We start from the raw sequence: 25837 nt of genomic DNA, 5'->3' as shown, positions 1-25837 counted from the left end.
CAGCGCCATCCTGTGGGGCAAAAAACCGCCACCTTCCATCAGCACGGCGCGCCCTGTTTTTATGCCAAATCAGCCTTTAACCCTTGCGGGGTGGGCGCTACCAGCTATAAAAATAATAGTTCTTCAGGGGGCCAACCGCCCTGCCGGGCAGGGCAGGGCGCGCTGGATGCCACCCGCGCTCAGGCGCCAGGGCGGGCGGCTTGCAGCAGGTCGCGGGTTTTTTGGGCTTCGCGGCGGGCGGCGTCGGCAAAGTCGGCGCCACCGCTGGCGTACAGGATGGCGCGCGAGGAGTTGACGATGATGGGGCCGTTGGCGCGCCAGCCTGCGCGCACGGTGGCGGCGGCGTCGCCGCCCTGCGCGCCCACACCGGGAATGAGCAGCGGCACCGTGGGCGCCAGGGCGCGCACGCGCTCGATCTCGGCGGGGTAAGTAGCGCCCACCACCAGGCCGAGCTGGCCGTTTTTGTTCCACGGCCCTTGCGCCAGGCGGGCCAGGTGCTCGTACAACAGCGGCTGGCCGTCCACGCTGGCCAGGCGCTGGTTTTGCAGGTCGTCGCCACCGGGGTTGGAGGTGCGGCAGAGCAAAAATGCGCCCTTGCCCGGGTATTGCAAATACGGCTCCACCGAGTCAAAGCCCATGAACGGCGAGAGCGTGACGGCGTCGGCGCCGTAGCGCTCGAAGGCTTCTTTGGCGTACTGCTCGGCAGTGGAGCCGATGTCGCCGCGCTTGGCGTCCAGGATGACGGGCACGTGCGGCGCGTTGGCGCGCAGGTGTTGCATCAGGCGCTCGAGCTGGTCTTCGGCGCCGTGGGCGGCAAAGTAGGCGATTTGCGGCTTGAAGGCGCACACCAGGTCGGCGGTGGCATCGACGATGGCGGCACAGAAGTCGTAAATCTTGCGCGGGTTGCCCTGCATAGTGGCAGGAAAGCGGGTGGGCTCGGGGTCCAGGCCCACGCACAGCATGGAGTTGTTTTGCGTGGCCGCGTTGCGCAGCATGTCGAGGAAGGTCATGGCGGTGATTTTAGGTGGGGGCAGACAGGGCGATCAGGCGCCGCCGCGCTCGAAATGGAACACCGCCGTGCCCGCGCGCGCGTTGGGCAGAAAGCGCACGGTGCGGCCCTCTTGCAGGCCAAAGGCGTCGAGGATGCGCAGCTGGTTTTTGTGCGCCAGCACTTCAAAATCCTTGTACGTGCCGACGCGGATGTTGGGCGTGTCGTACCACTGGTAAGGCAGGCGGCGCGTGACCGGCATGCGCCCGCGCAGCACCGACAGCCGGTTGGGCCAGTGGGCAAAGTTGGGAAAGGCAACGATGCCCGCACGGCCCACGCGCGCCGTCTCGCGCAGCATGACCTCGGCGTTGCGCAGGTGGGGCAGGGTGTCGATTTGCAGCACCACATCGAAAGAGTTGTCGGCAAACAGCGCCAGGCCCTCATCCAGATTGAGCTGGATGACGTTGACGCCCCGGCGTACGCAGGCCAGCACGTTGGCGTCGGCAATCTCCACGCCGTAGCCGCTGCAACCTCTGCTGCGCTGCAAATAGTCCAGCAGCGCGCCGTCGCCGCAGCCCAGATCGAGCACACGGCTGCCTTGCGGCACCAGGGCGGCAATGGCCTGCATGGTGGCTTTTTCGGTCATGCCAGCTCCTTTGCAATGCTATCAAAATATGAGCTTACTACGCCCATGTAGCGGGCGTCATCGAGCAAAAAGGCATCATGCCCGTGGGGCGCGTCGATTTCGGCGTAGCTCACGTCGCGGCGGTTGTCGAGCAGCGCCTTGACGATCTCGCGGCTGCGCTTGGGCGAGAAGCGCCAGTCGGTGGTGAAGCTGACCAGCAGGAATTTGGCCGTGGCGCGCGCCAGCGCCTGCGTGAGGTTGCCACCGTGGGCACGGGCGGGGTCAAAGTAGTCCAGCGCGCGGGTGATGAGCAGGTAGGTGTTGGCGTCGAAGTATTCGCTGAACTTGTCGCCCTGGTAGCGCAGGTAGCTCTCGATCTGGAACTCGATGTCTTGCGTGCTGTACAGGTAGGCCCCGGCGCCCTGCGTGGGCACGGGTGCCGGGTTGGCTGCGGCGCCTTCGCTGGTGGTTTTGTCCATCACCCGCTGGCGCAGTTGGCGGCCAAATTTCTCGTTCATCACGTCGTCGCTCAGGTACGTGATGTGGCCAATCATGCGAGCAATACGCAGGCCGCGCTTGGGGATGACGCCATGCTGGTAGAAGTGCCCGCCATGAAAATCCGGATCGGTGACGATGGCGCGCCGCGCCACTTCGTTGAAGGCGATGTTTTCGGCCGTGAGGTTGGGTGCGCTGGCCACCACCACGGCGTGGCGCACGCGCTCGGGGTATTGCAGCGTCCAGGAAAGCGCCTGCATGCCGCCCAAGCTGCCGCCGAGCACGGCGGCCAGCTGCGTGATGCCCAGCCGGTCGAGCAGCCGGGCCTGGGCATTGACCCAGTCTTCCACCGTGACCACCGGAAAATCAGCGCCATAGACCTGTCCGGTGTCGGGGTGCGGGTGCATGGGGCCGGTGGAGCCAAAGCACGAACCCAGGTTGTTCACCCCGATGACAAAGAAGCGGTTGGTATCCACGCTCTTGCCGGGGCCGATCATGTTGTTCCACCAGCCCTCGCTTTTGTCCTGGCCCGCATAAACGCCGGCCACATGGTGCGATGCGTTGAGCGCATGGCACACCAGCACGGCGTTGGAGCGATCGGCGTTGAGCTGGCCGTAGGTCTCGAAGGCGAGTTGGTAGTCGCGGATGGAGGCACCGCTTTGCAGTGGCAGCGCCTCGGGAAAATGCAAAAACTGAGGGGTGGCAATGAACGACATAAAAAAACCCGGCAACGCTAAAAACGTGGCCGGGCGGGGTGTCGGTCTGTCTTTAGCAGGATTTATAAAGCGCCCGCAAGCTGTGGCAAATCGGCGCGTGGGGGCACTATAGCAAAAGCGTACTCAGGCGGGTACCCACAATGCCAGCACGCCCAAAGCCAGAAAAATCAGCGCCGAAACAATATGCACAGCCCGCACCGGCACGCGCCGCATCATGCGCTCGCCCAGCCAGACGACCGGGGCATTGGCCAGCATCATGCCCAGCGTGGTGCCCGCCACCACCCAGGCATAAGCGTTGTACTGCGCTGCCAACATGACGGTGGCGATCTGCGTCTTGTCGCCCATTTCGGCCAGAAAAAACGCCAGCACGGTGGTGCCAAACACGCCCAGGCGCGGCGCGTTGCCGGTTTCGCCGTCGTCGAGCTTGTCGGGAATCAGCATCCAGACGGCCATAGCGATAAACGACACCCCCAGTACCCAGCGCAGCACCTGCGGCCCCAGCACGGTGGTGACCCAGGCTCCGGCAGCGCCTGCCAGGGCATGGTTGAGCACGGTAGCCACAAAAATGCCCAGCACGATGGGCCAGGGCTTGCGAAAACGCGCCGCCAGCACCAGCGCCAGCAACTGTGTTTTGTCGCCCATTTCGGCCAGGGCAACGATGGAGGTAGAGACGAGGAAAGCTTCCATGGGAGTGATCAGGTCTGGCCGGACAGGTGGATAAACGCATCGACCGCACTCCGACTCCGGCTCAGGGACGGTGTGCGGTCAATGGTCTTGCCAATCCGAAGACTGCGGCTGCCATGGAGCGTGGGGCCCCAAGTGTGTTGACAGCAGCGCACAGGCATTGCACCTGGGCCGGCTACTCCCCAAAGACGGCGCGATCATACTGTGCCGCAGTGGAAAAACTACGCCTTATCTCCTGATAAACCCTCGCCCAGTCCGGTGCCGTAAAGGTCGTTGAAAAATAAATGCCAAGACGTTATGCAAATTGACTCATAATGAACCCGCTTTTCTGCTCTCTGGGCTGGAAAGTAGTTAAGTTAGCGGTGATTGGTCAGTTTCGCGTCTTTGAAGTCGTCACAGGTTTGTTGATTGCGTCGGACTCCATCGCGTTTTCATGTTTTTTGAGGAGTCCTTTATGGGCAACAAACTTTACGTGGGCAACCTGCCCTACACGTTCCGTGACAGCGATCTGGAACAAACCTTCAGCCAGTACGGCTCCGTTTCCAGCGCCAAGGTGATGATGGAACGTGACACCGGCCGCTCGAAGGGCTTTGGCTTTGTCGAAATGGGCAGCGATGCCGAAGCACAAGCCGCTATCCAAGGCGTGCATGGTCAAAACTTTGGTGGCCGTGACCTCGTAGTCAACGAAGCCCGCCCCATGGAACCACGCGCTCCCCGTAGCGGTGGCTTCGGCGGCGGCGGTGGTGGCGGCTACGGTGGTGGTGGCGGCGGCGGTTACGGCGGTGGCCGTAGCGGCGGCGGTGGCCGTAGCGGCGGCGGTGGTGGTGGCGGCTACGGCGGTGGTGGTGGCGGTGGTTACGGCGGTGGCCGTAGCAGCTACTAAGCACACAGCATTTGCAGACTCAGTGTCTGCAAGCTGCGCAAAAAAGGAACCTTCGGGTTCCTTTTTTTATGTCCTCACGTAAAAGACGTGCTGTAGATCGTAAAAACCCTTGCCTTTCGGCCAAACCTCCGGAACATAATGCGCTTGCAGGCCATGCCTGCTTTGGGTTTGCGGTGATCCTTCAGGGTAGGCGTGGCGCATCCATACGGTGGGCTGACGGCGTTTTTGGGGCTCTATCGCTTTGTCATATGTGTTTTTGAGGAGTCCCTTAATGGGCAACAAGCTGTATGTCGGCAATTTGCCGTACGGAGTGCGTGATAACGATCTGGAACAGGCTTTCAGTCAATTTGGCAGCGTCACCAGCGCCAAGGTCATGATGGAGCGCGATACTGGGCGCTCGAAGGGTTTTGGTTTTGTCGAAATGGGCAGTGATGCCGAAGCACAAGCGGCTATCCAAGGCATGAATGGCCAGTCTCTCGGTGGACGAGGCATTGTGGTCAATGAAGCCCGCCCCATGGAGCCGCGTCCTCCACGCAGTGGTGGCGGCTTCGGCGGCGGCGGTGGTTATGGCGGTGGCCGTAGTGGTGGTGGTGGCGGTTACGGCGGCGGTGGCAGCTATGGCGGTGGCCGCGAGGGTGGCTACGGTGGTGGCGGTGGTTATGGTGGTGGCCGCGAAGGCGGCGGTTACGGCGGCGGTGCTGCACGTGGCGGCGAAGGTGGCGGTGGCCGTGGCGGCGATGGCGGTTTTCGCAGCCCCTATGGCAATGGCCCACGCGGTGGTAGCCGTGGCGGCCAAGGTGGCAGCAACTACTGATTAGTTTAGATTCAGGGGCCTGGGGCCATTCAGTGCCCTGGCATCAACACGCCGCGCACGTGGCCCTGCAATTGCAGCACTTGGCTACCATGGTCGTATTCCAGGGTATCGGCGGTAAAGTGGTCTTTACCTCGCGCCAGACTCACTGGTTGGTTTGAACGTACCTGCTCTTTTCGGGGCCAGATATGTAGAAAATCGCCACGAAACTCCAGTGGTGGTTGGGCTGCTCCCAAGGGTTCGCGGATCACTACCGCGTGGCCAAAAAGCTGCACTTCCGAGCCGTCGGCATTGCTCAGTGCGCGATCCGCACTGGCGCGCGTGGCTTGGCCGTTGGTTGCCACTGAATGCATGCGCATTTTGTCGATTTCCAGTGTGTCACTGTCTGGATAGTGGCGCGCTGCTTGGCCATATATCTCGCTTTCCAGTTGACCGGACGCGCCGAAGTTCTGCACTGAGAAATGGTTCATGAAGTAATCCGGCCCAGGGCGCTCCAGTGTAGATACGGGCGACGCCTGGGGTACAGGAGCATTGCGCACCAGCCACCAAGTGCCCAGTGCGAGCAAGGCCATGAGCAACACAGGAAGGTAGATGGAGAGGCCATCCCATCCCCGGCGCAGCAAGCTTGTCATGCGTTGTATTGCGCCAATAAGGCGGCATAGCGGCCACTGGCTACCAGCAGCAGATCGCAGAATTCACGCGCTGCACCATCGCCTCCGCAGGCGTTGGTCACATGGTGGGCTGTAGCACGCACTTCAATTTGTGCATTACACGGTGCGCAAGCCAGTGCGCAGCGGCGCATCACGGGCAAGTCGGGCCAGTCATCTCCCATGGCGGCGGCCTGCGCCCAATCCAGATTCAGCGTGTCCAGGATGTGCTGTGCAGCAGGGCGTTTTTCTTCGGTACCAAAAACGGCGTGCGTGATGCCCAGTGCTTGCAAACGCAGACGCAGCGGTGCCGAGTCACGCCCCGTGATCACCGCTGGCGTGATGCCCGCCTTTTGCAGCAATTTGAGCCCGTGACCATCCAGGGTATTGAAGCGTTTAAGGGTTTCGCCGGTTTCGCTGAAATACAGGCCGCCGTCGGTAAGCACGCCATCGACATCAAAAAATGCCACACGCACGTCTTGCGCGCGCAGCAGCAGCTCGGGGGGAAATTGGAGCGTTGGCAACATGGAACAGGCCCTCAGATGACTTTGGCGCGCATCAAATCGCCAATGTGAACCATGCCCACCAAAACGCCTGTCGCATCGACCACCAACACGCTGGTGATGCCGTGGGTTTCCATCAAGGCGGCGGCATCAACTGCCAAGGCATCGGGGGCAATGGTACGGGGGTTGCCATGCATGAGTTCAGCCGCAGTGGCGCCGCGCAAATCGGCACCCGCTTCCAAGCGGCGGCGTAAATCGCCATCCGTGAAAATGCCCTGCACTTTGCCCGCCCCATCGACGATGGCCGATGCACCCAGCCGCTTGGCGCTCATTTCACGCATCAGGGCGCCAAAATCGGCTTGCGGTGCTACGCTGGGCACTTCATTGCCGCTGCGCATGACGTCGCTGACGTGGGTGAGCAGCTTGCGCCCCAATGCACCGCCCGGGTGGGACCGGGCAAAATCCTCTGCCCTAAAGCCACGCGCATCCAACAGCGCTACAGCCAGCGCATCGCCCAACGCCAATTGCGCCGTGGTGCTGGCGGTGGGGGCCAGGTTCAGCGGACACGCTTCGCGCTCCACGCTACAGTCGAGCGCTAAATCTGCGTAGCGGGCCAGCGTGGAGTTGGCCTGGCCAGTGATGGCAATCAGCGGCGCCCCCAAGCGCTTGAGCACGGGCAGGATGGCGGTGAATTCGGTGCTTTCGCCGCTGTTGGAGATAGCCAATACCAAATCGTGTGCTGTCACCATGCCCAGATCACCGTGGCTGGCTTCACCGGGGTGAACGAACAGGGCCGGGGTTCCTGTAGAAGCCAGCGTGGCGGCAATTTTTCGCCCCACATGACCGCTCTTGCCCATTCCCATGACGACTATCCGGCCCGGCGTTTGCAGCATTTGCTGCACGGCCTGCGCAAAGCGCACGTCCAGGCGCTGGCCCAAGCCGCGCAGCGCGGCGGCTTCAATGTCAAAGGTTTCCCGTGCCAGGCGCAAGGCCTGGTCGGCGTCAAAGGGGCGCGTCGCGGCGGCAGAATGCATGCCCGGATTCTATCGACCGGGGCGTGAAGGCTGGGCTAGCATCCAGAGATGTCCTCACTTGCCTTGACTTTGCTTTACTTATTGGCCGCCGTATTGGGGGTGGTGGTGTGCCGCAGCCTGAAGCTGCCGCCCATGCTGGGTTATTTGGCTGCGGGGGTGCTCATTGGCCCGCATGCCTTGGCTTTGGCACAAAACTCCAGCAGTGTGCGCCACTTGGGCGAGTTTGGTGTGGTGTTTCTGATGTTCGCCATCGGTCTGGAATTCAGTCTGCCCAAGCTGCGTGCCATGCGCAGCAGCGTGTTCGGCCTGGGACTTTTGCAGGTTGCTCTGACCATGGGCCTGGCCTGTGGTGGCGTATTGGTGCTGGCATCACTGGTAGGTGGGGTGTGGGATGTGGGCTGGCAAACGGCATTGGCGCTATCGGGCACGCTGGCCATGAGCAGCACGGCCATCGTGGTCAAGCTCATGGCAGAACGGGCCGAACTGGAGACGGAGCACGGGCGCCGCGTGCTGGGGATTTTGCTGTTCCAGGACTTGGCTGTGGTGCCCCTGTTGGTGCTGATTCCGGCCCTGGGCTCTGCGCCCGATCAACTGCTGACGGCATTGGGCATGGCATTGCTCAAAGCCACGGTGCTGGTGGCGGTGCTGCTGACCGGGGGGCAGAGCGTGATGCGCTGGTGGCTCACACTGGTGGCTCGGCGCAAGAGCGATGAGCTGTTCATGCTGAACCTGCTGCTCATCACGCTGGGACTGGCCTGGCTGACGGAGCTGGCGGGCCTGAGTCTGGCGCTGGGCGCGTTCATCGCCGGTGTGCTGGTGTCGGAAACCGAGTACCGCCACCAGGTGGGCACCGACATCCGGCCGTTTCACGATGTGCTGCTGGGCCTGTTCTTCATCACCATTGGCATGATGCTCGACTGGCACATCCTGCTGGAACAGTGGGCGCTGGTGCTGGGCTTGTTGCTGTTGCCACTTGCGCTCAAGTTGGGTGTGATTTTGGTGCTGGCACGGGCCATGGGAGCTACCACGGGTGTGGCTATGCGCACGGGTTTGTACCTGGCACAGGCTGGCGAATTCGGTTTTGTGTTGCTTTCGCTCACGCAGGACAACGGGTTGGTGCGGCCCGCACTGATGAACCCGATTCTGGCCGCCATGGTGTTGTCGATGTTGGCAACGCCTTTTCTGATCCAGTACAGCAACCGCATCGTGCTGCGGCTGGTAGCCAGCGATTGGTTACAGCAGTCTTTGCAAATGACCACCATTGCCCGCAAAGCCATAGACACCAGCAAGCATGTGCTCATCTGCGGTTACGGTCGCTGCGGACAAAATCTGGCGCGCCTGCTGGAGCAGGAAGGCATTCCGTACATGGCGCTGGATCTGGATCCTGATCGCGTGCGCCAAGCCGCCGCTGCCGGGCATTCGGTGGTGTATGGCGACGCTACACGCCTACAAGCGTTGATGGCTGCCGGGCTGGTACGGGCCAGCGCAGTGGCTGTGACATACCTGGACGTTCCAGCGACCCTCAAAGTGCTCGCCAACACCCGCACCCATGCGCCACAGGTACCGGTGGTGGTGCGCACCCAGGACGATCTGCACCTGGATCGACTACAAGCCGCAGGCGCCACCGAAGTCGTGCCCGAAGCGATTGAGGGCTCCATGATGCTGGCCAGCCACGCTCTGGCACTGGTAGGTGTGCCTATGCGCCGCGTGATTCGCTTGGTGCAAGAACAGCGCGATGCGCGTTATCAGCTGCTGCGCGGCTATTTTCACGGCGCCGATGACGACACCGTGCAAGAGCGTGACCAAGAGCGCCTGTCCACTGTGACCTTGCCGCCCGGCGCCCAGACGCTGGGCAAGCCCTTGGGAGAACTGGCGCTGCACGCCATGGGGGTGCGTGTCGTGAACTTGCGCCACGGCAATGGCCACATGTCCACACCGGGCGACGACACCCTGCTCGCCGCAGGCGATACCTTGGTGCTGTCGGGCCATCCGAACGCCCTGCTGAGCGCCCAAGATAAGCTGTTGCGGGGCTGAGCAGTTACACGTCGATGTTGCTAGCGCGCAGGGCGTTGGTTTCAATGAAATCCCGCCGCGGCTCCACCTCATCGCCCATCAGCATGGTGAATACGCGGTCGGCTTCGATGGCGTCGTCAATTTGCACGCGCAACAGGCGGCGCGCCTGCGGATCCATGGTGGTTTCCCACAGCTGCTCGGGATTCATCTCGCCCAGGCCCTTGTAGCGCTGGCGCGCCGTGGTGCGCTCTGCCTCGGCGATCAGCCAGCGCATGGCTTGGCGGAAGTCGGCCACTTTTTCTTCCTTCTGGCGTTCGCCTTCGCCGCGCTGCACCCGGGCGCCTTCGCCCAGCAGACCGCGGAAGGTGTTGGCCGCCTCGGCCAGTGCGGCGTAATCAGCGCCATTGACAAAGTCTTGCGTGATGACGCTGCTTTTGACGTTGCCGTGGTGGCGGCGGCTGATGCGCAGCAGCGGCTTGTCGGTGCGGGCGTCAAACTCGCCCGCCACTTCGGCGGGGATGCCGGTGGTGTTGAGTTCGCGCAGCTTGTCTTGCAAGATGGCGGCGCAGGCTTGGGCATCTGGCAGGGTTTCCAGGTTCAGCACCACGCCATCGGCTACGGCGCGCAAAGCCTCGAAATCCATGAAATTGGACAGGCGCGCAATCACGCCCTCCGCCGTTTGGTGCTGGCGTGCCAGTTCGGCCAACGTGTCACCCGTGAGCGTTTGTGCGTTAGCCCCGCCGGTGGTCACGCTGGCGTCTTTCAGGGCAATGCGCAGCAAAAAGCCGTCCAGCGCCGCAGCGTCTTTGAGGTACAGCTCTTCCTTGCCTGCCTTGACCTTGTACAGCGGCGGCTGCGCGATATAGATGTGGCCCCGCTCCACCAGCTCGGGCATCTGGCGGTAGAAGAAGGTGAGCAGCAGGGTGCGAATGTGGGCGCCGTCCACGTCGGCGTCGGTCATGATGATGATGCGGTGGTAGCGCAGCTTGGCCACGTCAAAGTCGTCGCCGCCGGTACTGCCGCCCGCCTTGCCGATACCGGTGCCCAGCGCCGTGATCAGTGTCAGGATTTCCTGGCTGGAGAGCAGCTTTTCATAGCGTGCCTTCTCCACGTTCAGGATCTTGCCGCGCAGCGGCAGGATGGCCTGGAACTTGCGGTCACGTCCTTGCTTGGCGCTGCCCCCGGCGGAGTCGCCCTCGACGATGTAGATCTCGCACATCGCCGGGTCTTTTTCCTGGCAGTCGGCCAGCTTGCCGGGCAGGCCCATGCCGTCGAGTACGCCTTTGCGGCGCGTCATTTCGCGGGCTTTGCGGGCGGCTTCGCGGGCACGGGCAGCCTCGACAATTTTGCCGCAGATGATCTTGGCGTCGGCCGGGCGCTCTTGCAGGTAGTCGGTCAGCAGCTTGCCCACAATGTCTTCGACGGGCGCGCGCACTTCGCTGGACACCAGCTTGTCTTTGGTCTGGCTGCTGAACTTGGGTTCGGGCACCTTCACGCTCAGCACGCAGCACAGGCCTTCGCGCATGTCGTCGCCGGTGACTTCCACCTTGGCCTTCTTGGCAAATTCGTGTTCTTCGATGTACTTGTTGATAACGCGCGTCATCGCCGCGCGCAGGCCCGTGAGGTGGGTGCCGCCGTCGCGTTGCGGGATGTTGTTGGTAAAACACAGCACCTGTTCGCTGTAGCCGCTGTTCCACTGCATGGCCACTTCGACACCGATGTGCGTCCCGGGGATGCCACCGTAGGTTTCAGAAGGGCGCTCGCCTGCCGCATAGAACGAGGTCGGATGCAGCACGGTTTTGCCCTTGTTGATGAACTCGACAAAGCCGCGCACACCGCCCGCGCCGGAGAAGTCGTCTTCCTTGCCGCTGCGCTCGTCAATCAGGCGAATGCGCACACCGTTGTTCAGAAAACTCAGTTCGCGCAGGCGCTTGGCCAGGATTTCGTAGTGGAACTCGTTGTTTTCTTTGAAGATGTCGGTATCGGGCAGGAAGTGAACTTCGGTGCCACGCTTTTCCGTCTCGCCAGTGACGCGCATGGGCGAGACGTCCACACCATCAGCCGATTGCACGATGCGGTTTTGCACAAAGCCGCGGCTGAAGTCCAGCACATGCACTTTGCCTTCGCGGCGCACCGTCAGGCGCAGTTTTTTGGACAGGGCGTTGACGCAGCTCACGCCCACGCCGTGCAGGCCGCCCGAGACCTTGTAGCTGTTCTGGTTGAACTTGCCACCGGCGTGCAGCTCGGTCAGCGCGATCTCGGCAGCGCTGCGTTTGGGCTCGTGCTTGTCGTCCATCTTCACGCCCGTGGGGATGCCACGGCCGTTGTCGGTCACGCTGATGGAGTTGTCGGAGTGGATGGTGACGACGATGTCGTCGCAGTGCCCGGCCAGGGCCTCATCGATGGAGTTGTCCACCACCTCAAAGACCAGGTGGTGCAGGCCGGTGCCGTCCGAGGTGTCGCCGATGTACATGCCGGGGCGCTTGCGCACCGCTTCCAAGCCTTCCAGGATCGTGATGGCACCTTCGCCGTAGCCTTCGCTGGCACCCGCCTGGTGGGCGTCGATCTTGGGCACGGCGGGGGCCGCGTGGCCGTTTTCTTCGGGTGCGGGCGTGGGGGTTTCTGCGGTCATGGTCGGCCTCGGCAAGACAGGGAAGCCAGGGCTTCCCGTTTTTCAATAATGGTCAAATATGCTTCTAGCGCTTACGCAGTAAGCGCCACAAGCTATAAATTGTGTAGCAAATACGTCAGATGCGCATGGGCATCACCACGTATTTGAAGCTGTGGTTGTCGGGAATGGTCAGCAGTGCCGAGCTGTTGCCGTCGGCCAACTCGATCTTCACCATGTCTTGTCCCATGCTGGTCAGGGCATCAATCAGGTAAGTCACGTTGAAGCCGATTTCAATGGCATCGCCGCTGTAATCGATATCGAGCTCGTCCACCGCTTCTTCCTGCTCTGCGTTGTTGCTGGCCACGCGCAGCAGGCCGGGCTCGATGTTCAGGCGCACGCCCTTGAACTTGTCGCTGGTCATGATGGCCGTGCGCTGCAAGCAAGCCAGCAGCGGCGCGCGCCCCAGTGTGACGCTGTTGCGGTGGTTGCGCGGGATGACGCGGTTGTAATCCGGGAACTTGCCTTCGACTAATTTTGTGACGAATTCCATCGCACCAAAGTTGAACTTGGCCTGGTTGTTGGCAAAGCACATCTCCAGCGCGGTATCGGTGTCGCTGAGCAGGCGTTGCAGCTCGATCACGGTTTTGCGCGGCAGGATCACTTCTTGTTTGGGCACTTCCACATCCAGCGTGGCGCTGGCAAAGGCCAGGCGGTGGCCATCGGTGGCAACCAGGCTCAGTTGTTTGCCCTCGGCCACGAACAAAATACCGTTGAGGTAGTAGCGGATGTCCTGCACCGCCATGGCAAACGCCACCTGGCTGAGCAGGTTTTTCAGGGTGTTTTGCGGCACGCTGAAGGTGGGACCAAAACTGGCCGACTCTTGCACCAGTGGAAAGTCTGCGGCGGGCAGCGTCTGCAACGTGAAGCGGCTTTTGCCACCTTTGAGCACCAGCTTGTCCTGGCTGCTGCTTTCCAGTCCTACGGTCTGGTCGCCGGGCATGGTGCGCAGGATGTCGATGAGCTTGCGCGCGTTGACGGTGGTGGTGAAGTCGCCGGTGTCGCCGCCCAGCTCAGCGGTGGTACGGATCTGGATTTCAAGGTCGCTGGTGGTGAACTGCAAGGCGTTGCCGGTTTTGCGCAGCATGACGTTGGCCAGGATGGGCAGCGTGTGGCGGCGCTCAACGATGCCGGCGACCGACTGCAACACAGCGAGTACCTTGTCTTGGGGGGCCTTGAGAACAATCATGTCAACCTCTTGTGGATTTGGGTGTCAGTGGGGGCGGCCTTACAGGCGCTGCCCCTGGGGCTGTCAAGCCCATCATTTTGCCCGCTCGGGGGGTGGTTTCTGGTGACAACGCAGCCGGTCGGCGCCATCGTCAGCCCTTGAGGGTTTGCTCCAGCACGTGCAGTTGCTGGTTGAGTTCCGTGAGCTGTTGGCGCTCGGCAGAAATCTTGCGTACAGCGTGCAGCACCGTGGTGTGGTCGCGGCCGCCAAACAGCTCGCCAATTTCGGGCAGGCTCTTTTGTGTCAGCTCTTTGGCCAGGTACATGGCAATCTGGCGGGGCCGGGCAATGCTGGCTGGACGCTTTTTGCTGTACATATCGGCGACCTTGATCTTGTAATAGTCAGCCACCGTTTTCTGGATGTTTTCCACGCTGATCTGCCGGTTCTGGATGGAGAGCAGATCGCGCAGCGCCTCGCGCGCCAGCTGGATGGAGATTTCCTTCTGGTTGAAGCGCGAGTAAGCCAAAATTTTGCGCAGCGCACCTTCAAGTTCGCGCACGTTGGAGCGCACGTTCTTGGCGACAAAGAAGGCCACTTCTTCGGGCATCTCCACGTTCTCGGCGCGCGCCTTGTTGATCAGGATGGCCACGCGCATCTCCAGCTCGGGCGGCTCAATGGCCACCGTCAAGCCCGAATCAAAGCGCGACACCAGGCGTTCGTGGATATCGGCCAGCCCCTTGGGGTAGGTGTCCGAAGTCATCACGATGTGGCTCTTCTTGGCCAGCAGCGCTTCAAAGGCGTTGAAGAACTCTTCTTGTGTGCGATCTTTGTTGGCAAAAAACTGCACGTCGTCGATCAGCAGCAAATCCAGCGAGTGGTAGCGCTCTTTGAATTCGTCGAAAGTTTTGCGCTGGTAGGCTTTAACCACATCCGATACGAACTGCTCGGCATGGATGTAGAGAACTTTGGCATCGGGCCGGTCGGCCAGCAGCTTGTTGCCCACGGCATGCACCAGGTGGGTTTTGCCCAAACCAACGCCGCCGTAGATAAAAAGCGGGTTGTACAGGTGCCCTGGCATGCCAGCCACGTGCATGGCTGCGGCACGGGCCATGCGGTTGGCCGTGCCCTCAACCAGGGTGTCAAACGTCAGGCCGGCATTGAGTCGGTTGCGCAAAGCGCCACGGGCGCTGTCATCGGGTGCAGCAGGGGGATCCACTGCCCCCATGTTGGCTGGCGAGGGCGCCACAGAGTGCGTACGGGAAACGGCTGTACGCTGAGCTAGCGCTAACTCCAGTACGATGGACTGGCCATACAGAGACTCGACCAGAGCGGCAATGCGACCGGCATATTGGGCGCGAATCCAGTCGAGCGTGAAGCGGTTGGGTACGTACAGGGTGATGCGGGAAAAGTCGCCAGCCACCTGCGCCACCAGCGGTTTGATCCAGGTATTGAACTGCTGCGCGGGCAGGTCTTGCGCCAGTTGTTCAATGCAGGCCTGCCACAGCGCCTGACCGGCATCCGGCCCGGATGGATGGGGGGTGTTGCGGGGAAGTTCCTCTGTCATTTCAGGAATATTTTTGTGGATAGGAGGAACGGTTCGAGGCCGGAAATTGTAGCTTGCCCACGAGTTATCCACAACTTATGCCCCGCTGTAGAAGTCTTGTTGCAGAAACTTGGTTGCAGACTTTCATTGCTTGTACGGCACAAGCCTGCGATAATTTGCGGTTTCCCTGAATGTGTTCAGGGCAATGATTTGACCGGCCATCGCCAGATAGGCGCCTCAGGGCACCGCAGCGCACCGGACTGAACCCTCTCAAGGAACCACCATGAAACGCACTTACCAGCCCTCCAAGACCCGCCGCGCCCGCACCCACGGCTTCCTCGTGCGCATGAAGACCCGCGGTGGCCGCGCTGTCATCAACGCACGCCGCGCCAAAGGCCGCAAGCGCCTGGCCGTCTGAGGCCCACCAGGGTTTTGGCTCGCTCCCCGGTTGACACCGGCAGAGCCCGGACGGGGGTGCTTGCATGCAGCGGCTGAAAACGCGTCCACAGTTCCAAGCCGCCATGGCAGGTGGCACTGTGGCGCGCACGCCCCATTTCGCGCTGCACCGCTTGGCCTTCAGTGCCAACAGTGCTGCCATCCAGGGGCATCCTGAGACAGGGTCGGGTTCAGAACCACAGCCCCTGTTTATCCAACCCGGTGTCTGGCTAGGAGCGATGGTGCCCAAACGCTGGGCGCGCCGCGCTGTCACGCGCAATACCATCAAACGACAAATTTACAGTGTGGCTGCGCTCTTTGAGCCACACCTGATGCAGGCTGCCCATGTGGTTCGCCTGCGCTCTGCTTTTGATCGCAAACAGTTTGTCAGTGCCCGCTCCGATCTGCTCAAGCAGGCCGTGCGGGCAGAGCTGCTGGAGTTGTTTGAGCGTGCAGCGCTTTCGAGTGGGCCGCGTGCCCGCCAGCGCCCATGATGCGCCGTTTGCTCATGGCGGTGGTCAAGGGCTACCGCCTGCTGCTGAGTCCCTGGCTGGGCTCGGCCTGCCGGTTTGAACCCACCTGTTCAGCCTATTCGCTGCAAGCACTGGAGCAGCATGGCGCTGCCGCTGGCAGCTGGCTGACGCTGGCACGCCTGGCCCGCTGCCACCCTTGGTGCCAGGGCGGCCACGACCCCGTGCCACCAGAGCCGCCACGGGCTACCCGGCTGTTTTCACGGCTGCTCTCTTCTGCTCCCCCCTCATCCTCACCAAAGAAGTCTCCATGAACGACATCCGCCGCACCATTCTGTGGGTGATATTTGGCTTTTCCATGGTCCTGTTGTGGGACAAGTGGCAGATGCACAACGGCAAGCAAGCCACTTTTTTTCCAACGCCCGCTAGCACGGCCGCCTCTGCGCCCGCAGCCGTGCAGGCAGGCAATGCTGCAGTGCCATCGGCCAGTGCACCGGCTGCGCTGGCGCAAGGTGCTGCCGCCGTGCCTGGTCAGCCTGCTGCGGCTCTCCAGACTCCGCGTGAACGGATTGAAGTCACCACAGACATCTACCGCCTGGGCTTTGACACCGAAGGCGGCTCCCTCACAGAGGCCGAGTTGCTGCAGCACGCCGATATGGCAGACAAGTCGAAAAACTTCCTGCTCTTCGATGAAAGCGCACAGCGCGTGTATGTGGCGCAAACCGGCCTGATCGGCGGCAACTACCCCACGCACAAGACTGCGATGGTGGCCGTGCCCGGCCCGCGCACGTTGCAGCCCGGCGAAAACGAACTGCGCATCCGTTTCGAGTCGCCCGATCTGGGTGGCCTGAAACTGGTCAAGACCTGGACACTCCAGCGCGGCGCCTACGACATCGCTGTCAAGCACGAAGTGGTCAACACCGGCAGTGCAGCCGTGTCGCCGCAGCTCTACCTGCAACTGGTGCGCGATGGCAACAAGCCGCCAGGGGAATCGTCTTTCTACTCGACCTTTACTGGCCCGGCGGTTTACACCAACGACAAGAAGTACCAGAAGGTGGAGTTCAAGGACATCGAGAGCGGCAAAGCCGACTTCGCCAAGGAAAGCAGCAACGGCTACGTGGCCATGGTGCAGCACTATTTCGCCAGCGCCTGGCTGCTGCCGGAAGGCGAGCAGCGCGAAATGTTCATGCGCAAGGTGGACACCAACCTGTACTCGGTGGGCATGATCACCCCGCTGGGCACCATTGAGCCCGGCGCCACTAAGTCCTTGGAGGCGCGCCTGTTTGCTGGCCCCCAGATCGAGAAAACCCTCGAATCCCTCACCCCCGGGCTGGAACTGGTCAAAGACTACGGCTGGCTGACCATCCTGGCCAAGCCGCTGTACTGGCTGCTGGACAAAATCCACAGCTTCCTGGGCAACTGGGGCTGGTCTATCGTCGGCCTGGTGCTGCTGCTCAAGATCATGTTCTATTGGCTCAACGCCAAGGCCTACGCCAGCATGGCCAAAATGAAGGCCGTGAACCCCAAAATCATGGAGATGCGCGAGCGCCTGAAAGACAAGCCCCAGCAGATGCAGCAAGAGATGATGCGCATCTACCGCGAGGAAAAGGTCAACCCCATGGGTGGCTGCTTCCCCATCATGATCCAGATTCCGGTGTTCATTGCGCTGTACTGGGTGCTGCTGTCCAGCGTGGAAATGCGCAACGCCCCCTGGATCGGCTGGATTCACGATCTGTCCACCCCCGACCCGTTCTTCATCCTGCCGCTCTTGATGACGCTCAGCTCGCTGCTGCAAACCGCGCTCAACCCAGCGCCGCCCGACCCGATGCAGGCCAAGATGATGTGGATCATGCCGCTGATCTTCAGCGTGATGTTCTTCTTCTTCCCTGCCGGCCTGGTGCTGTACTGGCTGACGAACAACATTTTGTCGATTGCCCAGCAGTGGCTCATCAACACCCGCATGGGCGTGCCGCCGCAGTTCAATCTGCCCAAGTTCAAGTAACGGCTTGAACCACCCCACCCAAGGCCGCGCAAGCGGCCTTTTTCATGCAACCCTGTACAGTGACTGCCACCATGCTTGCCCGCCACCACGACCCCATCGCCGCCATTGCCACTGCCCCCGGACGCGGAGGCGTGGGCATCGTGCGGGTGTCAGGCAAGGGCTTGCAGGGCCTGGTGCAAACGCTGTGCGGGCGACCACTCACGCCGCGCCAGGCCACCTACCTGCCGTTTTGCGATGCCGCCGGACAACCCATAGACCAGGGCCTGGCGTTGTACTTTCCGGCGCCGCACTCCTATACCGGCGAAGACGTGCTCGAACTCCAGGCCCACGGCGGCCCCGTGGTGCTGCAACTGCTGCTGGCGCGCTGCCTCGAAGCGGCCAACCAGCCCGACCCTGCCAGCGGCCAGCGCGTGCTGCCCGGCCTGCGCGTGGCCCAGCCGGGCGAGTTCACCGAGCGCGCTTTTCTCAACGACAAAATTGATCTGGCCCAGGCCGAAGCCATTGCCGACCTGATCGACGCCAGCACCGAGGCAGCCGCCCGCAGTGCCAGCCGCTCGCTGTCGGGGGCGTTCTCGCACGAAATCCATGCGCTGCGCGATGCGCTCATCCACCTGCGCATGCTGGTCGAGGCCACGCTGGATTTTCCTGAAGAAGAAATCGACTTCCTGCGCAAGGCAGATGCGCGCGGGCAGCTATCAAAATTAGAGCAAACACTGGCCCAGGTGCGCCAGCGCGCACAGCAGGGCGCGCTGCTGCGCGAGGGCATCAAGGTGGTGATTGCCGGCCAGCCCAATGCGGGCAAAAGCTCGCTGCTCAACGCGCTGGCGGGCGCCGAGCTGGCCATCGTCACGCCCATTGCCGGCACCACGCGCGACAAGGTGCAGCAAACCATCCAGATCGAAGGCGTGCCGCTGCACGTGATCGACACTGCGGGCCTGCGCGAGAGCCACGATGAGGTCGAGCGCATCGGCATCGCCCGCGCCTGGGACGAAATCGCGGGGGCCGATGCGGTGCTGTTCCTGCACGACCTGAGCCGCTGCGATGCTCCTGAATACATAGCTTCTGACGCAGACGTAGCGGGCGCCATGGCCGAAAAAGTCTCCAAAAATGTGCCGGTCATTGATGTCTGGAACAAAAGCGACTGCGCTGCACCCGCAGCCCGCCTGGTGGCCACGGCGGGCGCACGTGCCAGCGTGCGGTTGTCGGCGCGCACGGGCGATGGTCTGGCCGACCTGCGCCGCACCCTGCTTGACGTGGTGGGCTGGCAGGCCGCGCCCGAAGGCGTGTTCATTGCCCGCGCCCGCCACGTGCAAGCCCTGCATGCCGTGGCCGAGCACCTGGCACAGGCCGCCGCGCAACTCGACGCCACCGGCCCGGCCCTGGACTTGCTGGCCGAAGAACTGCGTCTGGCACAAAACGCCCTGGGCGACATCACCGGCGAGTTTTCTTCCGATGACTTGCTGGGGGTGATCTTTTCCAGCTTCTGCATCGGTAAATAATTACTTTTATTCTCTCTTGGTGTAAGAAGCAGTAATCAGGCGTAAGAAAGCCTTGTGGCTTACCACCGTTCACGTTAGCTTCAACGATCTATGCAAGCCCTCCACCTCTCCGCCAGCAAAACGGGGCTCCAGGGCCTCATCCGTGCCATTGATGAAGCCCAGGCCGAAGACTGTCTGGCCAACCCCCTGACGCCCGCGCAATGGGAGGCGCTGTCTGCCTACTTGCAGCCCTACGCCCTGGACGCAGGCCAGGTGCTGTTTGCCCAGGGCGTGTCTGACCGCACCCTGTACCTGATTGAGAGCGGCAACCTCAGCGTGCATTACGAAGATGAGAAAGGGCGCCTGCGCATGGCCATGGTGGGCGCCGGATCGGTGGTGGGCGAGGGGGCTTTTTTCTCGCACCGCCCGCGCAGTGCCACCGTGCAGGCGGCGGCGCCATGCCGCCTGTGGGCGCTGACGGCGCTGCGCTTTACCGAGCTGTCCAACCGCCAGCCCGCCATTGCGCTGGGCCTGTGCATGGCTGCCGGGGCCGTGCTGGCCAAACGGCTGGGCAACCGGCGCCGCCGCGTGGCCGCCACCTGAGGCTTTTTCAGCAGTATTTGTGCCGCCAACGGCCTGCGCCAGGGCCGTCAGAGCAACACAGTCACCCAATGCGCGGGAAGCCTATGTGTTCGCAGCCCGGGGTTGAGAGCGCGCACGCCGCAGGCGTGCTAATCGGGTGCATGCTGCTGTTCCATGTATTGCCAAAGAACATCGATCTGTTGAACTCTGCCGATTGATAATCCCACGCCATGGACTGCACCAAAACCCTGCGCTTGCGCATCAAAGACAAGCACCGCAGCGTGCTGTCTGCGATGGCGTGCGAGGTCAACCAGGTCTGGAACTTCTGCAACGAAACCAGCCACCGAGCCATCCGCGAGCGCCGCCAGTGGCTCTCGGGCTACGACCTGCAAAAGCTGACCAACGGGTTCAGCAAATGCGATGGCATCCACATCGGTTCGCCCACGGTGCAGCAAGTGTGTGAGGACTACGCCAAAGCGCGCAAGCAGTTCAAAAAAGCCAAACTGCGCTGGCGCGTGAGCAATCCCCAATCGAGCAAATACAGCCTGGGCTGGATTCCGTTCAAAGCGCGGGCCTTGCAATACAAGGCTGGGCAGATTGCTTTTGCCGGTCAAAGATTCAATCTTTGGGACAGCTATGGCCTGGCGGACTACGAGTTGCGTGCGGGCAGCTTCAGCCAGGACACACGCGGGCGCTGGTACTTGAATGTGGTGGTCAAGGTGCAGCCTCAACCCACGGCGGGCACGGCCAGCGTGGGCATCGACTTGGGCTTGAAAGAGGTAGCGGTAGCCTCTACGGGCGAACGCATCGAGGGGCGCTTTTATCGCAAGCTGGAGGCACAGCTGGGCATGGCGCAGCGGGCACACAAAAAGCAGCGGGTCAAAGCCATCCACGCAAAAATTGCCAACCAGCGCAAAGACCTGCTGCACCAGTTCAGCACGCGGCTGGTGAAACACAACGCCGCCATTTTTGTGGGCGACGTAGCTAGCGCAAAGCTGGTCAAAACCACCATGGCCAAAAGCACGCTGGACGCGGGCTGGTCAATGCTGAAGACGATGTTGGAATACAAGAGCCACCAGGCCGGTATCGTCTTCGACGTAGTCAACGAAAGCTACACCACCCAGACTTGTGCGTGCTGCGGGGTTATTCCCGCCAGCAGTCCGAAAGGTAGAGCAGGTTTGCGAATAAGAGAGTGGACTTGCAGCGATTGCGGCGCGGAACACGACCGCGACGTGAATGCCGCCAAGAACATTCTCGCGGCGGGACATCGCCGTCTGGCAGCAGGAATCACCGTCCTTTAGGGCAAGGATGATGTCAAGGTACACTCTTTTCGGATTTTTACAGGTGCTGTCCGAAGAAAGAAAGCCATGTCATTGCTTAGCTGGTTCATGCGCAAATCTGCACCCGCCAAACCGCGGGCGGCCGATGCCTCAGGTTTGCTCAATGCCGATGCGACAGTCCCCCTGATGCCCGGGCGCGATGGTCGTCCCTTGCTCACACCCTCCGCGCCACCCGAACATGCAGCCAACCGCGTCAACGAACGCATGGAGCGGCGCGAGCTGCTCTATATCGTGGTGCGCGATGCCATGGTGCGCGCGGGCGTGTTGTCGGCCAGTTACAAATTCAAGGTGCTGTCGCTGGACCAGCGCGGGCGCCAGTTTTTGATCATGATGGACTTGGCCCGCGAATACGGCGGCGAAACCGTGCGCCTGAGCGAAATCGAAGCCCTGATCGCCCAGACCGCCAAGACCCGCTACGACATTGCCGTCACGGCCGTGTACTGGCGCATCAACGACCACGTGGCCGTGGGCCTGCCGCAAAAAGGCATTGCGCCCCATGGGGCCAGCGTGTCGGCGGCCCCGGCCGCGCCTTCGGCCCCCATGCCTCCGGTAGCGCCTGTACCACGCCCCACGCCACGCCCTGCCGCGCCCGAGCGGCCTTTGTTACAACCCCGCCCTGAACCGGTGGTAGCAGCACCCGTGCGCCCAGCACAGCCGCCGGGGCCGTTGTTGACGCCCACCCCCCCCGCTCCGAACCTGTTTGACCCCATCGAAGCCGACGAAGTGGCTGCCTTCAAGCGGGCACTGGCCAGTGCCGCAGCGGCCCGCCCCACATCGCCCGCGCCGTTGGGGGTATCGGTGCAAACGGGGCCGTTGCTGCACCCCTCGCCCAGCGACACCGGGTTTGCCGACACCGAAATGCCCACCCACGACCCCCGTGCCCCCGACTTGAGCAGCACCCAATACGGCGAACTGCGCTGAAGCCAGCGCAGGCCCGCCGGGCGCACGCACCGCCCAGCGGCCATACTGGGGCCTGATCCACCGCACACGCCCTATGTCTGATACCCCCTCCACGCCGTCCACCCCCGAAGTTTCCAGCGCACCCAGCGCCACAGCCGCGCCCCCACGCTGTGCCAGCCCGTGGTGGCGGGTGTTGTCCGTGGCGCTGGCTTTGGCGCTGCTGCTGGGCTGGGCCACCAGCGCCAGCATGATCGTCCAGCTCAAGGCGCAAATCCAGCACTTGCAGCGCAAAGTGGAGCTGCTGCCGCAGGTGCGCTACCTGGCCGTGCTGCTGGACGGGGCGCAAAAACCCGCCCTGCTCGTGACCTTTGACCCCGGCGCAGGCGTGCTGCAACTGCAACACCTGCACAGCGAGCGCGAGAAGTCGCAACAAAGCCTGCAACTGTGGGCGCTGCAAGAGGGCAAACCGCCGCGCTCTTTGGGCCTGACCCTGAGCGAATACCAAACCCTGCAAATCCCCGCCCAGGCGCAAGACCTGGAGGGCATCACGCAGCTGGCCATCAGCGTTGAAGAAAAAGGCGGCGTACCCGACAGCCAAGGCCCACGGCTGCCCTACCTGTACCAGGGCTGGTGGGTCAAGAAGTCGTAAATTGCTATTTTTTCAATAGCTGCTAGCGCCCGCCACGTAAGCGCCAGAACCTGTTTTTATAGGTAAATTTTGATGTCCATACACCGCATCTTGATGGCGTTGCTGGGGGCCGCTGGTGCGGCGCTGTTCTTTACCTTCGTGGGCTGGCATTGGGCGTTTGGGGTCATCGTGCTGGGCACGTTTCTGGCGATCGGGTGGCCGCTGTTCACGTTCTTGCTTGGACGCAGTTAAGCCACCCTGATGGCACCCCGCATTGGCTATGTCCCAGCTCCCTGACCCGCCGCCTGCACCTTCACCACTGCCGCGCAGCGTGCGCGCCATGGGCATCTATCTGCTGGGCTTGGTGGTGCTGGGCGTGCTGTTTTGGGCACTGGGCCTGCCAGACCCTTGGACATTGGCGGTTCAGTGGGCCAGCGGCATTGTTTTTGTGCTGATGGCGATCACCCTGGCCCTGGGATTGCTGGGCATCGTGTTGCACTGAGCCAATTCCTTTACAAAAAGACCGCGTCCAGGCAAACGCCCGACGCGGTTTTTGTTTGTCCATCAGATCCACCACTGCGGCAGTGTTTCAATGCACATGTCTTTTCTACCCACGCCCACCATTACTGGTAGGCGAATCCGGCGTGCCCACCACGCGCCCACCTTCCATGGCGTAGTTTCAATCCACGCCCACCATTACTGGTAGGCGAATCGACGCCCGCCAACATCCCCGGAATCATCCGGGGCATGTTTCAATCCACGCCCACCATTACTGGTAGGCGAATCAGTCACGGTGACGTTCTGGCCATTGACCCGCACCGGTTTCAATCCACGCCCACCATTACTGGTAGGCGAATCAGCCCGCGCGGGATTTGCAGCGAGCCCAGGGTGTGGTTTCAATCCACGCCCACCATTACTGGTAGGCGAATCTCCGTCGGCGGCCAGTGGGTGCTGCGCTTCAAAACAGTTTCAATCCACGCCCACCATTACTGGTAGGCGAATCAAAAGTCCCCACGCTGATGGGCTGGCCGTTGCGGGTGTTTCAATCCACGCCCACCATTACTGGTAGGCGAATCGCCCACCAGGGCGTATGGCTGCGTGATTTTGATGGTTTCAATCCACGCCCACCATTACTGGTAGGCGAATCTCTAGCTTGCCGGGGTGTACCAGCAGCGGGGTGTTGTTTCAATCCACGCCCACCATTACTGGTAGGCGAATCATCCACGGCACCTGGCACACTGGAGGGGCGGTAGGTTTCAATCCACGCCCACCATTACTGGTAGGCGAATCGCGCTGGCGGTCTGTGCAGCGTTTCCCTGCACACCGTTTCAATCCACGCCCACCATTACTGGTAGGCGAATCGGCGTTGGTGGCGGCTGGGACGGCGGGGACGGTGTTTCAATCCACGCCCACCATTACTGGTAGGCGAATCAGCCCTAGCCGAAGGCTTTGCCGACGCCGTGGGCGTTTCAATCCACGCCCACCATTACTGGTAGGCGAATCTCCGGGCTTCAGGCCGCTGGGCGGTGGCGGCTTGTTTCAATCCACGCCCACCATTACTGGTAGGCGAATCGCCCTCAGTGTTCGCCGCGCAGGCGTTTCACAAGTTTCAATCCACGCCCACCATTACTGGTAGGCGAATCACTTCGCATGCAACACCTTGTCAATCAACAGTTTTTCCTTTTGCTTGCGCGAACCTGGCAATGAAGTCATGTGTTTTCACAAGAGGCCACCATCAGACCAACAAAAAACCGAATAAAAACAAGCTGTTGCGAAGTGCGCGAACCTCTCAGTAAAAACACCATCACTAGGGGTTCGCGGCGATCACCATAACATGGCAAATCACCATCGCGACCCGATCCCAACGTGTCAGAGCACCAGCGGGCCGTCAAAATCAACAGCCCTGAAAGTGCCGTGCTCAATTACCTCAAATCCGCGTGTTCCGGGCATCCGGTAGAGCCGAAGACAGTCGAGCGAGACATCTATTTCTGCCAGTAGCCGACGCTCCAGCGCTTCGTACTTCGCTACATCCAACTGGCACTCGAACACCGATTTCTGCACCCGCTGCCCGGTGCTTTCACACACGCGCGCCACGCGGCGCAAGCGGCGGCGCCCCTCTTTGGTTTCAGTATTTACGTCGTAACAAACCAACACCAGCATGGGCGCCTCCTACTTGGCCACAAAGGGAACGTAGGGCGCACCGTCTTCGCGCAAAGCACGCGCCAACAAACGGGCCTGCACCAGTGGCACCAGGCCCAGGGGCACGGGTTGCGCCAGGAGCGGGTGGTTGATTTCGTCCTTCTTGCGTTCCTGGTAAGCCACCACCACGGCTTTGCGTGCGTCTGGCTGCAATGACACCGCACCGCCTTCGCGCAGCACAAAGTCATGCGCTTTCAGCTGCCCCCGGTTGATCAGCGTCAGCGCCAGCCGGTCGGCCCAGGGGCGAAACTCTTCCATCAAATCCAGCGCCAGGGCAGCACGGCCCGGGCGCAAGGCGTGCAAAAAACCTACCTGCGGATCCAGCCCGGCAGCCTCCAGTGCGCTGCGGCAGTCGTTCATCCACATCGCGTACAAAAACGACAGCATGGCGTTGAAGCGGTCGCGTGGCGGGCGGCGGGTGCGCCCATCCATGGCAAAGTCGGCGCGCTGGTCGGGGCGCACCAGCAGGCTCAGGCCGCTGAAGTATTGGCGCGCGGCCTCGCCCTCTACGCCGCGCAGGCTTTCCAAGCTGTCCGCACTGGGAAGGGCACGCAAGCTGGCAGCCAGGTCATCAGCCAGGCGTGCCAAAGCGTTGGCTTCGTCTTCCACCTTGGCTTCGCGGGCGCCGCGCTGCAAGACTTGCCGGGTGTTTTTGATCTTGCCAGCCACGCTGGCGCGGGCCATATCCAGCGTGAAGACCGGATCGGCCACACGCTGAAACTGGGCTTGCCGCAGCAGCACGTTGCCGCTCACAGCCCCTTCCAGCCGCGCCTTGAAGCGGCCGTTGTCGTCCAGCAGCACCAGGCCAATGCCCCGGTCAGCCAGCAGGTGCATCAATGGCGCAGACAGGTTGATATGGCCAAAACACACCACGGCGCTCAGGTGGTGCAGTGGCACGCGCAGCCGCGTTTCGTGGTTGACCTCCACACGCAGGGTTTCGTTGTCCAGACGCAGGTAGGTGTCGGGCGTGGTGACGTAGAGGGTGTTGAGCAGTTGCATGGTTTGGCCTGTGGGTGGGCACGCTG

The 25837-nt window shown here is 62.0% G+C and carries 26 protein-coding genes and 1 CRISPR repeat array; of the genes, 14 read left to right on the top strand and 12 right to left on the bottom strand.

Going from position 1 to position 25837, the window contains the following annotated elements:
• Nucleotides 1-179: 179 nt before the first annotated feature.
• The 4 genes from pyrF to PHX69_RS01605 all read right to left on the bottom strand — a co-directional run bounded on the left by pyrF (nt 180) and on the right by PHX69_RS01605 (nt 3511).
• Nucleotides 180-1010: an orotidine-5'-phosphate decarboxylase gene (gene pyrF / locus PHX69_RS01620; protein ID WP_119012191.1), complete on the bottom strand. Its 831-nt coding sequence runs from the start codon at nt 1008-1010 to the stop codon at nt 180-182.
• Between the two features lie 33 nt (nt 1011-1043).
• Nucleotides 1044-1634, bottom strand: a complete 591-nt coding sequence (gene metW / locus PHX69_RS01615; protein ID WP_119012190.1) for a methionine biosynthesis protein MetW — start codon at nt 1632-1634, stop codon at nt 1044-1046.
• Nucleotides 1631-2824 carry a homoserine O-acetyltransferase MetX gene (gene metX / locus PHX69_RS01610; protein WP_288042053.1) on the bottom strand — a complete coding sequence of 398 codons (1194 nt, stop codon included), beginning with the start codon at nt 2822-2824 and terminating at the stop codon, nt 1631-1633. The genes metW and metX overlap by 4 nt, the downstream gene beginning before the upstream one ends.
• Nucleotides 2825-2947: 123 nt before the next feature.
• Nucleotides 2948-3511 carry a TMEM165/GDT1 family protein gene (locus tag PHX69_RS01605; protein WP_119012188.1) on the bottom strand — a complete coding sequence of 188 codons (564 nt, stop codon included), beginning with the start codon at nt 3509-3511 and terminating at the stop codon, nt 2948-2950.
• A 451-nt stretch (nt 3512-3962) separates the two neighbouring features.
• Here PHX69_RS01605 and rbp (PHX69_RS01600) point away from each other — a divergent pair, with 451 nt between their 5' ends.
• Nucleotides 3963-4391, top strand: a complete 429-nt coding sequence (gene rbp, locus PHX69_RS01600) for an RNA-binding regulator (RefSeq protein WP_288042051.1) — start codon at nt 3963-3965, stop codon at nt 4389-4391.
• A gap of 271 nt (nt 4392-4662) precedes the next feature.
• On the top strand, nt 4663-5205 hold the full coding sequence (rbp, locus tag PHX69_RS01595; protein WP_288042049.1) for an RNA-binding regulator: 543 nt from the start codon (nt 4663-4665) through the stop codon (nt 5203-5205).
• 29 nt (nt 5206-5234) lie between these two features.
• On the opposite strand, the gene lptC is transcribed toward rbp (PHX69_RS01595), so the two are convergent.
• From lptC to PHX69_RS01580, 3 genes are read right to left on the bottom strand one after another with little or no spacing between them, the layout of a single operon-like run.
• Nucleotides 5235-5834, bottom strand: a complete 600-nt coding sequence (lptC, locus tag PHX69_RS01590; protein WP_288042047.1) for an LPS export ABC transporter periplasmic protein LptC — start codon at nt 5832-5834, stop codon at nt 5235-5237.
• Nucleotides 5831-6376 carry a KdsC family phosphatase gene (locus PHX69_RS01585; RefSeq protein WP_119012185.1) on the bottom strand — a complete coding sequence of 182 codons (546 nt, stop codon included), beginning with the start codon at nt 6374-6376 and terminating at the stop codon, nt 5831-5833. Before PHX69_RS01585 ends, lptC begins: the two co-directional genes overlap by 4 nt.
• Before the next feature lie 11 nt (nt 6377-6387).
• Complete coding sequence (locus PHX69_RS01580; protein WP_119012184.1) at nt 6388-7386, bottom strand: KpsF/GutQ family sugar-phosphate isomerase; 999 nt, start codon at nt 7384-7386, stop codon at nt 6388-6390.
• 48 nt (nt 7387-7434) lie between these two features.
• Here PHX69_RS01580 and PHX69_RS01575 point away from each other — a divergent pair, with 48 nt between their 5' ends.
• A complete protein-coding gene (locus PHX69_RS01575) occupies nt 7435-9420 on the top strand; it encodes a monovalent cation:proton antiporter family protein (protein ID WP_288042045.1) in 1986 nt (661 codons plus the stop codon).
• Nucleotides 9421-9424: 4 nt separating this feature from the next.
• Here PHX69_RS01575 and gyrB read toward each other — a convergent pair whose 3' ends face one another.
• The 3 genes from gyrB to dnaA form a co-directional block, all read right to left on the bottom strand.
• A complete protein-coding gene (gyrB, locus tag PHX69_RS01570) occupies nt 9425-12031 on the bottom strand; it encodes a DNA topoisomerase (ATP-hydrolyzing) subunit B (protein WP_288042044.1) in 2607 nt (868 codons plus the stop codon).
• 115 nt (nt 12032-12146) lie between these two features.
• Entirely contained in the window at nt 12147-13256 is a 1110-nt protein-coding gene (gene dnaN, locus PHX69_RS01565) for a DNA polymerase III subunit beta (RefSeq protein ID WP_119012181.1), read from the bottom strand.
• 130 nt (nt 13257-13386) lie between these two features.
• Entirely contained in the window at nt 13387-14799 is a 1413-nt protein-coding gene (dnaA, locus tag PHX69_RS01560; protein WP_119012180.1) for a chromosomal replication initiator protein DnaA, read from the bottom strand.
• A 262-nt stretch (nt 14800-15061) separates the two neighbouring features.
• Between dnaA and rpmH the strand changes: the two genes are divergently transcribed.
• The 11 genes from rpmH to PHX69_RS01505 all read left to right on the top strand — a co-directional run bounded on the left by rpmH (nt 15062) and on the right by PHX69_RS01505 (nt 23115).
• Nucleotides 15062-15196: a 50S ribosomal protein L34 gene (gene rpmH, locus PHX69_RS01555; RefSeq protein WP_005798102.1), complete on the top strand. Its 135-nt coding sequence runs from the start codon at nt 15062-15064 to the stop codon at nt 15194-15196.
• A gap of 64 nt (nt 15197-15260) precedes the next feature.
• On the top strand, nt 15261-15707 hold the full coding sequence (locus PHX69_RS01550; RefSeq protein ID WP_288042042.1) for a ribonuclease P protein component: 447 nt from the start codon (nt 15261-15263) through the stop codon (nt 15705-15707).
• Complete coding sequence (yidD, locus tag PHX69_RS01545) at nt 15704-15997, top strand: membrane protein insertion efficiency factor YidD (protein ID WP_119012178.1); 294 nt, start codon at nt 15704-15706, stop codon at nt 15995-15997. The genes PHX69_RS01550 and yidD overlap by 4 nt, the downstream gene beginning before the upstream one ends.
• On the top strand, nt 15994-17685 hold the full coding sequence (gene yidC / locus PHX69_RS01540; RefSeq protein ID WP_288042040.1) for a membrane protein insertase YidC: 1692 nt from the start codon (nt 15994-15996) through the stop codon (nt 17683-17685). The genes yidD and yidC overlap by 4 nt, the downstream gene beginning before the upstream one ends.
• Nucleotides 17686-17756: 71 nt before the next feature.
• Entirely contained in the window at nt 17757-19184 is a 1428-nt protein-coding gene (mnmE, locus tag PHX69_RS01535) for a tRNA uridine-5-carboxymethylaminomethyl(34) synthesis GTPase MnmE (protein ID WP_288042038.1), read from the top strand.
• Nucleotides 19185-19274: 90 nt separating this feature from the next.
• Nucleotides 19275-19766 carry a Crp/Fnr family transcriptional regulator gene (locus tag PHX69_RS01530; protein ID WP_288042037.1) on the top strand — a complete coding sequence of 164 codons (492 nt, stop codon included), beginning with the start codon at nt 19275-19277 and terminating at the stop codon, nt 19764-19766.
• A 209-nt stretch (nt 19767-19975) separates the two neighbouring features.
• Entirely contained in the window at nt 19976-21046 is a 1071-nt protein-coding gene (locus PHX69_RS01525; protein WP_288042036.1) for an RNA-guided endonuclease InsQ/TnpB family protein, read from the top strand.
• Nucleotides 21047-21112: 66 nt separating this feature from the next.
• Nucleotides 21113-22006 carry a hypothetical protein gene (locus PHX69_RS01520; protein ID WP_288042035.1) on the top strand — a complete coding sequence of 298 codons (894 nt, stop codon included), beginning with the start codon at nt 21113-21115 and terminating at the stop codon, nt 22004-22006.
• A 73-nt stretch (nt 22007-22079) separates the two neighbouring features.
• Complete coding sequence (locus PHX69_RS01515) at nt 22080-22634, top strand: anti-sigma factor domain-containing protein (protein ID WP_119012173.1); 555 nt, start codon at nt 22080-22082, stop codon at nt 22632-22634.
• Between the two features lie 72 nt (nt 22635-22706).
• Nucleotides 22707-22865, top strand: a complete 159-nt coding sequence (locus PHX69_RS01510; RefSeq protein WP_288042033.1) for a hypothetical protein — start codon at nt 22707-22709, stop codon at nt 22863-22865.
• 28 nt (nt 22866-22893) lie between these two features.
• Nucleotides 22894-23115 carry a hypothetical protein gene (locus PHX69_RS01505; protein ID WP_288042031.1) on the top strand — a complete coding sequence of 74 codons (222 nt, stop codon included), beginning with the start codon at nt 22894-22896 and terminating at the stop codon, nt 23113-23115.
• Nucleotides 23116-23216: 101 nt separating this feature from the next.
• Nucleotides 23217-24256: a CRISPR direct-repeat array (repeat unit 37 nt; unit sequence GTTTCAATCCACGCCCACCATTACTGGTAGGCGAATC).
• Between the two features lie 226 nt (nt 24257-24482).
• On the opposite strand, the gene cas2 is transcribed toward PHX69_RS01505, so the two are convergent.
• Together cas2 and cas1c are read right to left on the bottom strand one after the other, a co-directional pair.
• Complete coding sequence (gene cas2 / locus PHX69_RS01500; protein ID WP_288042029.1) at nt 24483-24773, bottom strand: CRISPR-associated endonuclease Cas2; 291 nt, start codon at nt 24771-24773, stop codon at nt 24483-24485.
• 9 nt (nt 24774-24782) lie between these two features.
• Nucleotides 24783-25811 carry a type I-C CRISPR-associated endonuclease Cas1c gene (gene cas1c / locus PHX69_RS01495; protein ID WP_288042028.1) on the bottom strand — a complete coding sequence of 343 codons (1029 nt, stop codon included), beginning with the start codon at nt 25809-25811 and terminating at the stop codon, nt 24783-24785.
• Between the last annotated feature and the right edge of the window lie 26 nt (nt 25812-25837).

Origin of the sequence: Simplicispira sp., assembly GCF_028687295.1 — a bacterium.
GTDB classification, from domain to species: Bacteria; Pseudomonadota; Gammaproteobacteria; order Burkholderiales; family Burkholderiaceae_C; genus Simplicispira; species Simplicispira metamorpha.
The sequence above is the reverse complement of the archived record's forward strand: the minus strand, read 5'-3'. Positions and strand labels throughout refer to the sequence as shown.